We start from the raw sequence: 14,353 nt of genomic DNA, 5'->3' as shown, positions 1-14,353 counted from the left end.
AGCCCGTGGCCGCCGGCGGCACCGAGGCCGCGACGAACGGCACGGCTGTCGAGAGCGCACAGGTCACGCCCGCCCAGGTGGAGGGCGAGTTCTCGTTCGACCAGACCACCATCACGTCCAACGAGGTGATCAAGACCTTCTTCCAGCGCGTGTCGCAGGCCATCTGCGGCGCGACGGTGCCCCTCGTGGCGGACAACCCGCTGGGCTGGAAGCTGTCCGTGTCGGGCGACGTGGAAACGGCGTTCACCGCTTCGGTGGGCGACCTCGCCAACGAGGAGTCGACCAGCAACGTGATGACCTGCACCTGCGGCGGCAACCCCGCCGGCGGGCGCGCCATCGTCACCGCGGACGTGACGGGCATCCCGGTGGAGCATCTGCTGGCGAAGGCCGGCGCGGCTCCGGGTGCGAACGCCGTGACGTTCGTGTCGGCCGACGGCACGCAGCAGACGTTCCCGCTGGGCTACGTGGTGGGGCGCCATGCGGTGCTGTCCTACGAGATCAACGACGAGGACCTGTCGGCCTCCGTGGGCGGCAGCAACCAGCTGTGGATGACGAAGACGCCGGCGAACTACTTCGTGCGCGACGTCGTGGAAATCGTGGTGTCCACCGAGGACGTCGCGCCCGCGACTCCGGGTGCGGCCGACGAGCATCCCAACAGCCCCAACGCGGGCGTGCTCGCGGGAACGCAGGGCTAGGGGGCGCACGATGATCGCTCCGATGCAGGTATCCGTGGGCAAGCCGGTGACGTTCAGCGGGTACGCCGAGGACTACGGCAAGCAGATCGTGTCGGTGCAGTTCTCGCTCGACAACGGCGCGAACTGGACCACGTACGACGTGTCGGATTCCACCGACGATCTGTGGGTGCACTGGACGTTCTCGTACACGCCCGAGCGGCCCGGGTTCTACCGGCTGCTCGTGCGCTCGGTGAACGACGCCGGCGCGGCCAGCCCGCTCGCGGACGTGGCCGAGTTCACGGCCGCCTAAGGTGGGGGAGGGGCCGGGTGCAGAGCGCCCCGGCTCCTCCTCAGCGCCGTTCCGTCCGATACTCGCGGGGAGTGGCGTTGTAGCGCCGTTTGAACGCGGCGCTGAATTTACTGGGGTTCGCGTAGCCCACCCGTGCGGCGATGGTGGCGACGCTTTCGTCGGTGACCTCGAGCAGCTTCGCGGCCTCCTGCAAGCGCCTTTCGCGCAGGTACGTGGGAACGGGCACGCCGTACACTCCCTGAAAGTAGTTGTTGAGGCTGGTCACGCTGATGCCGAACGAGTCGGCGATGTCGCGCAGCCGGTAGTCGCACCCCAGATCGGCGCACAGCCGATCATGCGTCGTCCGCGCGATGCGCATGTGCGATTTCGTGTAATACGAATGTCGGCGCCCCGTCGGCAACCCCCGCGCCTTGACGTGCAGCAGCACCTCCATGAACCGCAGCTTGCTGCGCGGCGCATCGAACGGGTCCACCAGCGCCTCGAACGACGCCATGAGCGCGTTCAGCTGGTCGTCTCCCTCGAACAGCACCGCAGGGTCGAGCTGTTCGATCCAGGAGCCGAAAGAGAAACCCGCCTCGCGCATCACTCCGTACGCCGGCTCGTTCGTCACCCCGTCGCTGAAGCACAGTTTGATGCCGCGGTATCGGCCGAGCGGGTACCGGTATTCGCTCGGCAGGCGCCGCGACGCGCTCAGGCAGCAGTCGCCCGGTTTCACGATGATCGCGCTTTCGCCCGGCATGGCCACCTCGCACCGTCCCTCCTGGCAGTAGTCCAGGGTGATCCAGCACCCGCGAACCTCTTGGGCGTTCACGAGGATGGGGCATATCTCCAAGTTGAAATCGACCGTTGCGATGAAGAGACGCGGCGAGGCGAAGAGCGTTGTCATGTGGCCGCGCCCCTGCTCGTTCTCGACGAGCAGCGTGTGGGCGCCGCCGGGCTCGACAACCACGCGCATGCCGCGGTCGAGCTGCAAGGTGCCGAATGGTTCGAGTACGTTCGTGGTGGCCTCCTGTCGGTCGGTCCTTCGTTCCTATTGTATCCCGCCGGTAGTTAGAAATGGCTAACTCGTTTGCGTTTGGAGCAGAAGAAGACGCATGGAGTTGAGTGGAGCGATCGCAAACCCTTACCCTTGTCGCGCGACCTCTAGGTACGACAAGGAGAAATCATGAGCAAATTGAGCGATGCGGCCACGGGAGACGTGGCTGTGATATCCGGAGTGGAAGGGGATGCGCGGTTCGTCGGACGCGTCACGTCCATCGGGCTGACCGTGGGCTGCGAAGTGCAGGTGCTGCAGAACGTGCGCAAGCGACCGGTGCTGGTGTACGGGCGCGACAGCGTGATAGCCGTCGATGCCGAAGACTGCGCCCGCATCGACGTGCAGGTGCGCTCGTGAGCGCGCGGGAGGCGGTGCTCGAAGAGCTGGACGCCGCGGTGTCCGCGCCATCGGGCGCAGCGGTGGTCTCCGGGGCGCCCACCTGCTCCGTCGCCTTGCTCGGTCAGCCCAACTCGGGCAAATCAACCCTGTTCAACGCGCTGACCGGTTCGCGGCAGCGCGTGGGGAACTGGCCGGGCAAGACGGTGGAGAAGAAGGAGGGCGGTTTTTCGCGCGGCGGCGTCGATTACGCGGTGTGCGATCTTCCCGGCACCTACAGCCTCTCGGCGAATTCGGAGGAGGAAGTGGTCACGCGCGACTACATCGCCTCGGGCAGGGCCGACGTCGTATGCGTGCTCGCGGACGCCTCGCAGCTGGAACGAAGCCTGTACATGCTCGCCGACTTCGCGGGCGTCGATTGCGCCTGCATGCTCGTGCTGAACCTCATGGACGTCGCCGAGGCCCAGGGCAAGCGCATCGACGCGAAGGTGCTGGAGCGCAGGCTCGGGATACCGGTCGTGCCGTTCGTCGCGGCCGATCGCGCGCACTGCGACCTGTTCTATCAGGCGCTCGATCGTGCCATCGCCGACCCTCATGCGCTTGATGCGACCGCGCTGGCCGAGGCGTGCCGCGTCGAGTTCGGAGCCGTCTACGACGACGTGCGCGCCCTCGTGCCGGAGCGGAGCGTCGGCGCGCTGACGCCGGCTTGGCTGACGGGCAAGCTGCTCGAGGGCGACGTTCCGGTCCGCGCGCTGGTCGACGAAGCGCTCGACGAACGCGATCGAGCGCGCTTGGCGGCCGCGCTCGAGCCGATCGAGCACGGCGTGCAGCGTGGAGGGACGTGCAAGTTCTCATGGATCGACGGGGTGCTCGACGGCGCCGTTCGGGGTTCCCGCACCCGCTCGACGCTCTCGAGATTCGACCGCATCGCCACGGGATCGCGCTGGGGCAAGCCCCTCGCCATCGGCATCATCCTGGTGGGGCTCCTGGCGACGTTCGTCCCCGCCATGCCCATCATGGCGGTGGGCGGCCTGTTCTCGCTCATCGGCGAGTACGCGGCCGCAGGGCTCGTCGCCCTGGGAGCGCCCGCTGTGCTGGGCAGCTTCGTGAGCGGCGTCCTGTTCGACAGCCTGCGATTCGCCACGATGATGGTGGGCTTCGTGTTCGGCATCAACCTCGTGTTCGGCGCGCTCGAGGAAGTGGGCTACATGGCCCGTATCTCGTACGTGTTCGACTCCACGATGGCGCGCTTCGGCCTGCAAGGCAAGTCCATCATGCCGTTCGTCGTGTGCCTGGGGTGCACCATCGGCGGCGCGTCGGGCACCCGCGTCATCGACTCATGGGGTCAGCGCGTGCTGACCGTCGCCATGGCATGGGCGGTGCCCTGCGCTTCCACCTGGGGCGTCGTGCCGGTGCTGGCGGTGGCGTTCTTCGGGCCGTGGTCGCCTGTCGTTGTGGTGGCCATCTTCCTGACCTCGTTGCTGCTCATGTACCTCGTGGGAAAGCTGTTCGGGCCGCACCTCGTGAGCGGCGACGAGCGCGCCGGTTTGGTCATGGAGCTGCCCCCGTACCATGCACCGCGCTGGAAGAACGTGTTCTCGACGGCGATCGCCCGCTCGAAGCACGTGTTCAAGCGAGCGGTGCGCGTGGTGTTCATCGTGACCGCGGTGGTGTGGCTGCTCGTCTACAGCCCGGACGGCAACCCGCAGAACACGGCCCTGTACGCGATCGGCGAGGCTATCGAGCCGGTGACCAGCTTCTTCGGCCTGGGGTGGCAGACGTTCATGGCGTACCTATGCGCGATGGCCATCAAGGAGTCGGCGTTGGGCGTGCTGTCGGGGCTGTTTCTGGGCACGGGGACGCTCACCACGGCCGTTGGCGGCATGGGGCCGGTGGCCGCCGACATCGGCCAGGTGATGGCGTCGGCCATCTCGCAGCCCGAGGCGCTCGCGTTCATGTTCGCGTTCACCTTCAATGTGCCATGCATGGCCTCGGTGGCGGCTACCTACGGCGAGACGCATTCGGGGAAGTGGACGGCGCTCATGATCGCGTTCTACTTCTGCGCATCGCTCGCGCTCGCGTTCGTCGTGTTCCACGTATCGTCGCTGTTCCTGGGGTAACGTCCTCCCGCGCCTCCCCGGAGCGCCTAGCGCATGGCGGCGCGGTAGGCGCTGGGGGTGGTGTGGTGGGTGCGGGCGAACAGCTCGGCCAGGCGCTCGGGGCGGTAGCCGACGGCTGCGGCAACCTGCGCCACGGGCGCGTCGCCGGCGGCCAGCAGCTCGGCGGCCTTCGCGCAGCGCAAGCGCTGGCGGTACTCCACGATGGTGCAGCCGCACGCCTGCTTGAAGGTGCGCCGCAGCTTGGTCTGGCCCATGCAGGCGATGCGGGCCAGCTCGTCGGCGTCCACGGGCGCGGCCAGCTGCTGCTCCAGGCGCCGCCGCACGCGCTCGATGGCGTGCATGTCCTCGCTGGCCAGTTCGCTGGCGCGCTCGCCGGCCATCGCGCGCGACTTGTCCAAGACGAGCGCCACCGCTTCCTCAACCTTGCTGCGGTAGAACAGCCGCGCCGACGCGCCGCGTCCGCGGTAGGCTTCCACCTGCTTGAGCAGCACCACCATCTCGGGGAAGTCGGAAAGCCCGTCGATGCTGGCGAACGCCTCCTCGGCGCTGAAGGCCTCATCCCGGTACACCTCGCGCAAATACTGCTCGTAAAACGGCGGGGCGAGCATGATCTCGACGTTGCGGATGGGCGTGCCGGCCCGGCACAGGCAGTCCCAATGCGGCGTGTCCAGAACGTGCCCCTCCAGGTAAGGTGCCTCCACCGTGCGGTTCGTGACGCTCTCGACGCAGCTTCCCGACAGGTAGTAGCGCACCGAGACGAAGCGCGGATGCCGGCATTGCTCGCGGAAGTCGCGGGGGAACAGCATGTCGGTCGCCGAGATGGCGAAATCGCGCTCGGCGTACAGCCAGAAGTATCCCGAGGCCACGTCGCGCGGCATGCGGAACATGCGCCCCTCGCGTTCGGGCGCGCCCACGTCCGCCGCGCACGTTTCCTCCATCTGCATGTCGGCGAGGCAGGGGAGGAACACCTCGCGCATGATGTCGTAGTCGGCGCATGCGGCAGCCGTGCCGTCCCGATTTCCGTCTGCGCGAATCAACGCGCCCTCCTTCCGTTCCAACGCGTTTGCGCGCCCGCCCTTGCGCCCGGACGCGCTCGTCTCTAAGTTAGACCAGGATAACATGATAGAGCGATAGGAGCATATATGGCATCATCAGAAAACAAACGCGAGCTCATACTCACCCGATCGCCCGGCAGGCTCATGGTGTCGTTGAGCCTGCCGGCTATCGTGGGCATGGTGGTCATCGGCCTGTACACGTTCGTCGACGCGATCTACGCAGGTCAGCTGATCGGCGTTGACGCGATGGGTGCGGTGTCCATCGCATACCCGTTCACGTTCATCAACTCGGGGCTGGCGGCCATGATCGGCATGGGCTCGGCCTCCGTGCTGTCGCGGGCCATCGGCGCGCGCGATCAGAAGAGCATCGACCAGGTGATGGGCAACCTCGTCGTCATGAACCTCGTGCTGTCCCTCGCCGTGACGGTGGTGGGCGTCGCGTTCGCCCGCCCGCTGCTCGCGCTCACGGGCGCGGAAGGCGCCATGCTCGACCTGGGGGAGTGCTACCTGCGCATCATATTCCTCGGCAGCCTGTTCGTGAACTTCGCCCAAAGCTCGAACATGATCATGCGCGGCGAGGGGGAGCTGGCCCGCGCCATGGGCATCATGGCCGGCGGCGCCATCCTCAACATGGTCCTCGCGCCGGTGTTCATCCTCGCGCTGCGCGATCAGGGGCTGGGCCTGGAAGGAGCCGCGTGCGCCACCGTGCTGTCGCAGGCTGTGCTGGCGGGCGTGATGCTATGGTGGTTCGTCAAGCGCGAGAAGACGGCGCGCATCGTGCGCGTGGCGGCGTCGCGCGCGGTGCTGGCCGAGGTGGCGAAGGTGGGCGTGTCGGCCATGCTCATGCAGGTGCTCACGCTCGTCCAGCAGGCGATCATCTACCGCGCGGCGGCCGAGTGGGGCGGCGCGGAGTGGCAGGTGCTGTTCGGCGCGGCGCTGCGCATCCAGTCGTTCGCGTTCATCCCGCTGTGGGGCATGAGCAACGGCTTCCAGCCCGCGGCGGGCACGAACTACGGCGCCGGGCTGTACGACCGCGTGAGAAGGTGCACCGTGGCGTTCTCGCTGGGGGCGACGGGGCTTGCGCTGCTGTTCTGGATACCCGCCATGCTGTTCCCCGAGGCCGCGTTGTCGCTGTTCATCACCGATCCGGCGCTCGTGGCGCAAGGCGTTGACGACTTCCGCGTGTTCTTCGTCGCCTATCTGGCGATGGGCGTCATGGTGATGGGCATCACGCTGTTCCAGTCGTTGGGGAAGGGCGGTTTGGCGGCGCTGCTCGCGCTTGCGCGGCCGTTGCTGCTGTTCGTGCCGCTCGTGCTGATCGTGCCGAACCTGGGCGGTCTCGGCATCCACGGCGTGTGGCTGGCCTGCGCGATCACCGACGGCTTGCTGGCGCTGATCGCCGTCGCCCTCATGGTGCGCACGTGCCGCGGGATGGGGAAGGGCCGCGCGCGGACGGCCGCGATCGAGGAGGGGGAAGCCGCGCGGGCGTAACGCGCAGGCGGCCCGGGTCGCGCGGCAGGCGCGCGTCCCGGGCCGTTCGCGTGTCTGCTAGCCGGCCAGCAGGTTTCCGACGCGCAGGCATTCGGCGCTGGCCTCGTCGTCGGGGTAGTCGTAGGCGATCACGGAATCGGCCACGTCGACGCCGGCTTCTTCGGCGCGCTTCTCCCACAGCTCCATCCACTCGCCGTCGTTCCACTCGTACGAGCCGAACAGCACCACCTTGTGACCGGCTAAATGGGGCTCTACCTGGTCGTACATCGGGAGGAACTCCATATCCTCCAGCTCTTCGTCGCCCATGGCGGGGCAGCCGAAGGCGAGGGCGTCGTAGTCCTCCACGCGCTCGGCGGTGAAGTCCGCGGCATGCACGAGGTCGGCCGTGCCGCCGGCCGCGCGCACGCCTTGCGCGATGAGGTCGGCCATGGCCTCGGTGTTGCCCGTGCCGCTCCAGTAGACGATTGCAACCTTGCTCATAGGGTATCTCCTTCGTGTCGAGGGATGTCGCATGCGCTCTCTGTTGAGCGAGGTGCGCGACGAAGCCGCGCCGCGCACCTCGCTCAACAGAGCCGCGTCCCGCGTCTCACGTGCCGTCCGCTCGCGCGCTAGCCGGCCGCGCGGAACGCCTCGGCGGCGGGGAAGTCCTCGTCCACCGCGGCGAGGCATTCGATGGAAACGCCCTCGTCGAACAGCTGCTGGTACATGGTGGTGCAGTTTTTGTAGCAGCAGAAGCACGTTTGGGCGTCGCGCTCTTTCGCGTATACCTTCCAGCATCCGCTGCACAGGAAATTCTCGCCTTCGTTGTCGATGAAGCCGATGACGTCCTCGTAGGGATAGCCCAGGAAGAAGCCGATCTCGTGCGGGAACGAGCAGCGTCCCGTCATCTGGCTTTGCAGGTCGGTGCCGCAGATGCGCTTGTGCAGCTTCTCGATGCAGGCCGACAGCGACGAGGGGTCGTAGCCCTCGGCGGTCAGGAACGCGGCCACCTGCTCCTGCTGGATGGCGCGCGTGAGCAGCCGGGGCCGGTACACGTACACGAGCGCCCCGCTCGTGCGGCGGGCCAGCACCTCGATGCGCACGCCGTGCGGCGCCAGCTTGGCGCGGCAGGCGCGCAGCGCGTCGGACAGCTGGTCGTCGCGCAGGGCCGCCGCGGTCGGGCGCCGTCCGTGCTGGACGGCCGTGGGGGAGAGGGTGCTGCGGCAGGTGAACAGGTTCGCGGGTTTGAGCGCCGCGAGCGTGGGGGTGCAGTGGTGCACCAGCTTGCGTTCGAACGCTTCGCAAGGCGATAATTCCTGCTCGATTGCTTCCATGCGGCCTCCCTCGGGCAGCGCCTCCGCGGGTGTCGGATGCGCCTATAAGTTAGCTTTGGATAACATATACCCGAGTGTCGGAGGTTCGTCAAGCACGGATCCGAAAAAGCGCGAGACGCGCAACGTATGCGGCAGCGCAGGACCCGCGGACGTTGCGCTCCTCGCCTTGCGTCGTTCTCCCCGAGCTGCGCAAGGGGTCGGCATCCGGGCGTCCGAATGTTTCACGTGAAACATTCGTTCTGGTTTCATTCGAGGCGCGACCCTCGACGATCCCTCGATCGCCTCCGCTCAGGCGCTGCGGCGGCGGTAGGCGCTGGGGGGCACGCCGGTGCGGCGGCGGAAGGCTTCGGCGAACGCGCCGGGCTTGCGGTAGCCCACGGCGCGCGCGATGTGGGCGATGGGCTCGTCGGTGGAGTTGAGCAGCTCGATGGCGCGCTCGATGCGCGCGTCCGCGACGAACGCCGCGGGCGAGGTGCCGTACGCCGCCTTGAACGCGGCCTTCAGCTTCGTCTGCCCCATGCACGCGCGGCGTGCGAGCTCCTCGCAGGACAGGGCGCCCGCGAGATTGCCGTTGATGTGGGCGCTCAGGTCGTCGAGGGCCGCGCGATCCTCCTTCGACAGCGACGGCGCGCTCCCTTCGGCGCGCTCCGCCTCGATGGCCGCCGCGCGTTCGATGACCAGCGCGAGCGCCTCGGCCACGGCGCCCTCGTAGAACAGGGTGGCCGCCATGCCCGTGCCCTGATAGGCGCGCACCTGTTTGAACAGGGCGACCAGCTCGGGAAAGTCGGTGCGGCCGTCAACCAGCGCGAAGGCGCGCCGCACGTCGGGGATGTTCCCGAAGCGGGCCTGCAGGTAGTCGCGGTAGTAATCGGGCGAGATGGTGATGGAGGTCGCGCGGGTCGCCGAACCCGGCTGGTAGAGCGCCACGTACTCAGCGCCTTCCTCGGCGAGGTAGGTGGATATGGCCCCGGCGCGCAGCGTGCTGCCGCCGCTCTGCACGATGAGGTCGGCGGCTTCGTAGTATCCGATGGACAGGTGCTCGGCGTGGCGGTAGCGCATGACGCCGGCGTGCTCGAACGTCATGTCGAAGGCGTTGACGGCGAAGAGGTTGTCGTGGAAGTAGGCCCAGTATTCGCCGTGCCCGCAGCCGTTCGCGAACCGGTAGACGCTGCCCGCCGAACCGTATCCCGGCACCGTGCCGGCGGGCACCATGTCCCAGAGGCGGAACGCCTCGTCGTACATGTCGTCTTTGATGCTGCGCATTCGCTTCCTCCTCCGTCTGCCCCCGGGCTGCCGATCGCGTGCGTTCCGCACTGCCCGAAACGGTCGTTTCGCTGCCGTGAATCGTCGCGCGCGCCCGTCGTCGCTGCTGCCGTCCGGCTGATTCGCTCATTATACCAAAAAGTTACCGAGGGTTAACAACGCGCTGCCGGTTGGCGGCGTTCGACGGGAAAGGAGCGTGCGCAATGGCATCGAACGTGGCAAACACGCAGGGGGAGAGGGCGGCTTCCGCGACGGCGAACCGGTGGACGACGCGGGATGTGCTCACGTTCGTCATCTTCAACATCGTCATCATCGTGGCGACGATGGTCGTGAAGCTGGCGGAGGACGCGGTGCTCTCGCCGCAGAACACCTTCTTCGTGGGATCGTGGCTGTTCCCGCTGGTATCCACTCCGTTCTACCTGGTCATGGCCGATCGCATCGGCAAACGCGGCGTGCTGGGCGGCTCCATCCTGCTGTTCGGCGTCCTGTACACGTTCATGGGCGGCCTGTACTGCGCGCCCGTGGCCGTGGTGGGCGCCGTGATCGGCGAGCTGGTGATGTGGGGGAAGGGGTCGTACCGCAGCATCGTGCGTTCGGCCGTGGGCTTCTTCGTGTACTGGGCGACGTTCGCCTGTTACGGCATTATCCCGTATCTCCTGTTCAAGGATGCGTACATGGAGCAGCTGGGCGCGTATTACAGCGCGAGCGACGTGGCCGCCATGGTGTCGCAGTACACGGAGCTGCCGTGGATCCTGCTCATGCTGGCGATGTTCGCCGCCGGTACGGCGCTCGGCGCGGTCATCGGCGCGAAGTTCCTGAAGAAGCACGTCCGCAAAGCGAAGATCGCGTAAGCGCCCGATGGAGACGAGCTCGCAAGCGCGCCCCTTCGCGCGCCCCGACCTGCGCGCGGGCCTGTTCGGCCTCGACCCGCGCACGCATCTGCTGGCCGTCGTGGCGTTCGGCGTTGCGTCCATCGTGCTCACCGGCTTGCTGGAGACGGCGTTGTTGCAGGTGGCTGCCGCGTTGTACCTGGCGGGCAACGGGCGCGCTCGCTTGGCGCTGCGCTCGTGCGCAAGCTTCGCCGTCGTCGCGGGCCTCAGCTTCCTGCCGCTGCCGGGGCTGTACGGGGTGCTGTTCGTGAGCCTGCTGCACATGGTGCCGCCGTTCACGGCGGGCTGCGCGTTGTTCTCGCTGTCTCCTTCGGCTATCATGTGCGCGCTCGCGCGGTGGCGCGTGCCGCAGCGCGTGCTCGTGGGCGTGTGCATGCTGTTCCGCTTCGCGTCGGTGCTCTCGTTCGAGGCGCGCTCCATCGTGCGCGGCATCCGGCTGCGCGGGGTGTTCCCGCGCGCGATCGACGTGGCGCTGCATCCCGCCCTCGCCTACGAGTGCTGCTACACGCCGCTTGTCATGCGCTGTTTGCGCCTGTCGGCCGAGCTGGCCGCGTCGGCGGAGCTGCGGGGCATCGAGGCCGACGGCGTGCGCACGTCGGTGCATCATGTGGGATTCGAGGCGCGCGACGCCCTTGCCGCCGTGGCGGTGCTGGCCGTGTGCGCGGGGCTGTGCGTGTGGGGGAAGGTGGCGTGATGGCGCAAGCGCAGGACAGCGAGCGGGCGGCGGCCGTGCTGCTCGACCGGGCTTCGTTTCGCTACGTGGACGAATCCGAGCGGGGGTTGGAAGCGGAAGCGGGTTCTGCCGCGCCCGCATCGGGCAGCCGCGTGGACGACGTGTCGCTGTCGGTGGCTCCCGGCCGCTGCCTCGTGCTGTGCGGGCGCTCGGGCGACGGCAAGTCCACCGTGTTGCGCCTGGTGGACGGGTTGGCGGGCACGTTCTTTCCCGGCGATCTGACGGGCGTCGTGGAGGTGTGCGGCGCCGACGTGCGCCGGCTCGCACCGCGGGAGCGCACCGAGCGCCTCGGCGTGGTGATGCAGGACCCGCGCAGCCAGTTCTTCATGGGGACGGTGGGTGACGAGATCGCGTTTTCGGCCGAGAACCTGGGGGTGGACCCCGCCGAAACCGTGCGCCGCGTGCATGCCGCCGCCGAGACGTGCGGCGTGGAAGGGCTTCTGGGCGAGAAGCTGTCCGAGCTGTCGAGCGGCCAGAAGCAGCGGGTGGCCCTCGCCGCCGCCATCGCGTGCGGTCCGGCCGTGCTCGTGCTGGACGAACCCACGTCCAACCTGGACGCGCAGGGCTCCGAGGCGCTCGTGCGCATCCTGGCCGAGCTCAAGCGCCGCGGCACCGCGGTGGTGGTATCCGAGCATCGGCTCCACCAGCTGCTGCCGGTGGCCGACGCCTACGTGTGCCTGCGCGCCGGCCGCGTCGTTGAGCGGTGGAGCGCCGACGCGTTCGCACGGCTCGGGCTGGAGGACGCGGCGGCATACGGCTTGCGGCATCCGGACATGGCCGCGCCCGCGCCGGGCGTCGGCGGCGTTGCGCCTGCAGCGAGCGGTTGGCGGGTCGAGGGGCTGACGTACCGCTACCCGTCCACGAAGCGGGGCATCCGCGACTTCGATGCCGCGTTCGCCTGCGGGGCGGTGACGGTGATCGAGGGCCCGAACGGGGCGGGCAAGACCACGCTCGCGAAGGTGCTGTGCGGCGCGACGCGCGAGCAGGCGGGGCGCGTGACGTTCGACGGCCGCCCCGTGCCGCGCCGCGAGCGACGGCGGCGCAGCTACTTCGTCATGCAGGACGCCGACTACCAGCTGTACGCCGGCAGCGTGGCCGACGAGGTGGTGCTGGGGCGGCGCGTGGACGAGGCGCTGAAGGCGCGCGCATGGGAGGCGCTCGAGGCGTTCGACCTGGTCGATCTGGCCGATCGACATCCTGCGAGCCTGTCGGGCGGTCAGAAGCAGCGCGTGACGCTGGCGGCGGCGTACTGCTCGGACGCCGACCTCATCGTGCTGGACGAGCCCACGAGCGGCCTCGACGGCCGCGGCGTGCGCGAGGTGTCCGCGTGGTGCCGCACCCTGGCCGCCGGCGGCAAGGCCGTGGCGATCATCACCCACGACAACCTGCTGGCCGCTCTCGCCGGCGATGCCGTCGTGGAGCTGAAAGGCTAGGCACCCGACGGGGAAGGCGGGCGAGCCGATTGCCCGTGCGCTGTCGATCGCGAACCGCGCCGCAAGTTCGGGCTTGCAATCCGCCCGGAGCGCCTCTATACTGATAATCACATTATCGATAATGAAATTATCAGTAGAGGGAAAGGCGGTTGGAAGCTTGTCGAAATCCGACGCGAGCATCGACCCTCGCATCCTCGACAGCGCACGGCGGGAGTTCCTCGCCCGCGGCTTCGAGGGAGCGTCCTTGCAGAGCATCTGCGCGGACGCCGGCGTGACGACGGGTGCGCTCTACAAACGCTACAAGGGGAAGGCCGATCTGTTCGAAGCCGTGGTAGCTCCCACGCTCGCCGACATCCGCGCGCTTGAGGAAGAGGCGAAGCGCCGCGATTACGCGCTCATGGACGATAAGAACCTTCGCGAGCTGTGGGCTCTGTCCGAAGATATCCATCGCCAGTGGATGATCTACTTCTACGAGCGCTACGAAGGGATGCGGCTCCTGTTGTGCTGTGCAGAGGGCACGGCCTATGCGAACTTCCTTCACGACTTCGTGGCGCGCAACACGGCGTTGTGCATGGAGTTCGTGAACGAGGCGCGTCGGCGCGATTTGCCGGTGAGCGACATCGACGCCGACGAGTTGCACATCCTGCTCACGGCGTACTGGTCCACCGTGTTCGAGCCCCTCGTCCACGGGTTCCCCCTGGAAAAGGCGCTCGGATACTGCAAGCGCATCGCCGGGTTCTTCAATTGGCAGGTGGTGTTCGGCTTCTAACATGCGGTGAGGAAACGGAAGACGAGGCGGACGGGATCCGCCTTTTCTCGAACCAAAGGTTACCCTAATCTAACATTTGAAAGGAAACGCCATGCAACAGAACGCAGGGCAGGCGCAAGCCATGCCCGAAACCGAGGCCGTGCCCGCGGGAAAGCGGCCGGGAGCGCGCAACGAGCGCCTGAACGTGCGCGACTTCGTGACCATCGCGGTGCTCACCGTGCTGGAACTGGTGGTGTATTTCAGCATCGGCATGATTGCGGGCTCGACGCCCATCGGCTGGTGTTTCACGCTGGGCATCCAGGCCATCCCGTTGGGCATCATCTTCATGCTGATGTACGCGAAGGTGAACAAGCGCGGCGTCGTGCTCATCTCGGGCGTGCTCGTGGGGCTGCTCGTGGGTATGAGTTTTTGGCTTACCGGCCTCGTCATCGCATTGGGCGCGCTGGCTGGCGAGGTTATCTGGAACGTCGCCAACCGCAAGCGCTTCGCCACCATGGCCGCCAGCTTCACGTCCATCATGGTGGGCTGGTATCTGGGCGCGTTCGCCCCGCTCGTGCTCATGAAGGACTTCTTTTTGAACTCGGTGCCCACGATGGCTGAGTTCTACGGCAGCGTGTTCGATATCGTGGCGGGCCCTCTGTTCTTCGTCTGCCTGGGCGTTACCGCGCTTGGCGGCGTTCTGGGCTCGCTGCTGGGACGCGCTGTGCTGAAGAAGCACTTCGAACGCGCGGGGATCGCCTGATATGGAGGCCGCGCGCATGCAGAACGCGACCGCCGTGCCTCGCGACGGGGGATCGGGCGTGCCGGCGGTGAGAAACCTCGACCCGCGGATGAAGCTGCTTATCGTCCTCGTGGTGGGGTCGGCCGCGCTGTTCAGCCCGCATCGTGCCCTGTTGCTGTGGTGCTATGCGATTATCGCGGCGCTGTGGC

General features: G+C 67.7%; 15 protein-coding genes. 10 read left to right on the top strand and 5 right to left on the bottom strand.

What is annotated here, in order from left to right; all coding sequences use genetic code 11:
- Together ACMO6A_RS06375 and ACMO6A_RS06370 are read left to right on the top strand one after the other, a co-directional pair.
- Positions 1–695 (top strand): molybdopterin-dependent oxidoreductase (locus ACMO6A_RS06375; RefSeq protein WP_418470923.1); only part of this gene is annotated, 695 nt, incomplete at its 5' end.
- A 10-nt stretch (positions 696–705) separates the two neighbouring features.
- Complete coding sequence (locus ACMO6A_RS06370; protein ID WP_009305883.1) at positions 706–984, top strand: molybdopterin-binding oxidoreductase; 279 nt, start codon at positions 706–708, stop codon at positions 982–984.
- Between the two features lie 40 nt (positions 985–1,024).
- On the opposite strand, the gene ACMO6A_RS06365 is transcribed toward ACMO6A_RS06370, so the two are convergent.
- A complete protein-coding gene (locus ACMO6A_RS06365; protein ID WP_009305884.1) occupies positions 1,025–1,957 on the bottom strand; it encodes a helix-turn-helix transcriptional regulator in 933 nt (310 codons plus the stop codon).
- Positions 1,958–2,149: 192 nt separating this feature from the next.
- Between ACMO6A_RS06365 and ACMO6A_RS06360 the strand changes: the two genes are divergently transcribed.
- Together ACMO6A_RS06360 and feoB are read left to right on the top strand one after the other, a co-directional pair.
- Positions 2,150–2,377, top strand: coding sequence for a FeoA family protein (locus tag ACMO6A_RS06360; RefSeq protein WP_009305885.1), 228 nt, complete (start codon positions 2,150–2,152; stop codon positions 2,375–2,377).
- Between the two features lie 62 nt (positions 2,378–2,439).
- Entirely contained in the window at positions 2,440–4,476 is a 2,037-nt protein-coding gene (feoB, locus tag ACMO6A_RS06355) for a ferrous iron transport protein B (RefSeq protein WP_035576762.1), read from the top strand.
- A gap of 26 nt (positions 4,477–4,502) precedes the next feature.
- On the opposite strand, the gene ACMO6A_RS06350 is transcribed toward feoB, so the two are convergent.
- Positions 4,503–5,513 (bottom strand): helix-turn-helix domain-containing protein, encoded by a 1,011-nt coding sequence (locus tag ACMO6A_RS06350; RefSeq protein ID WP_418470922.1) that lies wholly within the window; start codon positions 5,511–5,513, stop codon positions 4,503–4,505.
- 105 nt (positions 5,514–5,618) lie between these two features.
- Between ACMO6A_RS06350 and ACMO6A_RS06345 the strand changes: the two genes are divergently transcribed.
- Complete coding sequence (locus ACMO6A_RS06345) at positions 5,619–7,022, top strand: MATE family efflux transporter (protein WP_009305888.1); 1,404 nt, start codon at positions 5,619–5,621, stop codon at positions 7,020–7,022.
- A 57-nt stretch (positions 7,023–7,079) separates the two neighbouring features.
- On the opposite strand, the gene ACMO6A_RS06340 is transcribed toward ACMO6A_RS06345, so the two are convergent.
- From ACMO6A_RS06340 to ACMO6A_RS06330, 3 genes are all read right to left on the bottom strand, one after another.
- Positions 7,080–7,502, bottom strand: coding sequence for a flavodoxin (locus ACMO6A_RS06340; RefSeq protein ID WP_009305889.1), 423 nt, complete (start codon positions 7,500–7,502; stop codon positions 7,080–7,082).
- Between the two features lie 128 nt (positions 7,503–7,630).
- Entirely contained in the window at positions 7,631–8,335 is a 705-nt protein-coding gene (locus ACMO6A_RS06335) for a DUF3793 family protein (RefSeq protein ID WP_009305890.1), read from the bottom strand.
- 288 nt (positions 8,336–8,623) lie between these two features.
- Positions 8,624–9,598, bottom strand: a complete 975-nt coding sequence (locus ACMO6A_RS06330; RefSeq protein ID WP_015759912.1) for a helix-turn-helix domain-containing protein — start codon at positions 9,596–9,598, stop codon at positions 8,624–8,626.
- A 203-nt stretch (positions 9,599–9,801) separates the two neighbouring features.
- On the opposite strand from ACMO6A_RS06330, the gene ACMO6A_RS06325 reads away from it, so the two are divergent.
- The 5 genes from ACMO6A_RS06325 (at position 9,802) to ACMO6A_RS06305 (ending at position 14,165) form a co-directional block, all read left to right on the top strand.
- Positions 9,802–10,449 (top strand): MptD family putative ECF transporter S component, encoded by a 648-nt coding sequence (locus ACMO6A_RS06325; RefSeq protein WP_009305892.1) that lies wholly within the window; start codon positions 9,802–9,804, stop codon positions 10,447–10,449.
- Between the two features lie 7 nt (positions 10,450–10,456).
- Positions 10,457–11,182, top strand: a complete 726-nt coding sequence (locus ACMO6A_RS06320; protein WP_009305893.1) for an energy-coupling factor transporter transmembrane component T family protein — start codon at positions 10,457–10,459, stop codon at positions 11,180–11,182.
- A complete protein-coding gene (locus ACMO6A_RS06315; protein ID WP_009305894.1) occupies positions 11,182–12,654 on the top strand; it encodes an ABC transporter ATP-binding protein in 1,473 nt (490 codons plus the stop codon). Before ACMO6A_RS06320 ends, ACMO6A_RS06315 begins: the two co-directional genes overlap by 1 nt.
- A gap of 157 nt (positions 12,655–12,811) precedes the next feature.
- Positions 12,812–13,423, top strand: a complete 612-nt coding sequence (locus ACMO6A_RS06310) for a TetR/AcrR family transcriptional regulator (protein WP_009305895.1) — start codon at positions 12,812–12,814, stop codon at positions 13,421–13,423.
- Positions 13,424–13,514: 91 nt separating this feature from the next.
- Positions 13,515–14,165, top strand: a complete 651-nt coding sequence (locus ACMO6A_RS06305; protein WP_009305896.1) for an MptD family putative ECF transporter S component — start codon at positions 13,515–13,517, stop codon at positions 14,163–14,165.
- The last annotated feature ends 188 nt before the right edge of the window (positions 14,166–14,353 follow it).

This window comes from Eggerthella sp. (assembly GCF_048329335.1).
Lineage (GTDB): Bacteria > Actinomycetota > Coriobacteriia > Coriobacteriales > Eggerthellaceae > Eggerthella > Eggerthella lenta.
The sequence above is the reverse complement of the archived record's forward strand: the minus strand, read 5'-3'. Positions and strand labels throughout refer to the sequence as shown.

Coding starts and splice junctions, on each gene's coding strand:
- ACMO6A_RS06370 (WP_009305883.1), top strand. CDS start 706: ATGATCGCTCCGATGCAGGTATCCGTGGGCAAGCCGGTGACGTTCAGC.
- ACMO6A_RS06360 (WP_009305885.1), top strand. CDS start 2,150: ATGAGCAAATTGAGCGATGCGGCCACGGGAGACGTGGCTGTGATATCC.
- ACMO6A_RS06345 (WP_009305888.1), top strand. CDS start 5,619: ATGGCATCATCAGAAAACAAACGCGAGCTCATACTCACCCGATCGCCC.
- ACMO6A_RS06340 (WP_009305889.1), bottom strand. CDS start 7,502: ATGAGCAAGGTTGCAATCGTCTACTGGAGCGGCACGGGCAACACCGAG.
- ACMO6A_RS06335 (WP_009305890.1), bottom strand. CDS start 8,335: ATGGAAGCAATCGAGCAGGAATTATCGCCTTGCGAAGCGTTCGAACGC.
- ACMO6A_RS06330 (WP_015759912.1), bottom strand. CDS start 9,598: ATGCGCAGCATCAAAGACGACATGTACGACGAGGCGTTCCGCCTCTGG.
- ACMO6A_RS06325 (WP_009305892.1), top strand. CDS start 9,802: ATGGCATCGAACGTGGCAAACACGCAGGGGGAGAGGGCGGCTTCCGCG.
- ACMO6A_RS06320 (WP_009305893.1), top strand. CDS start 10,457: ATGGAGACGAGCTCGCAAGCGCGCCCCTTCGCGCGCCCCGACCTGCGC.
- ACMO6A_RS06315 (WP_009305894.1), top strand. CDS start 11,182: ATGGCGCAAGCGCAGGACAGCGAGCGGGCGGCGGCCGTGCTGCTCGAC.
- ACMO6A_RS06305 (WP_009305896.1), top strand. CDS start 13,515: ATGCAACAGAACGCAGGGCAGGCGCAAGCCATGCCCGAAACCGAGGCC.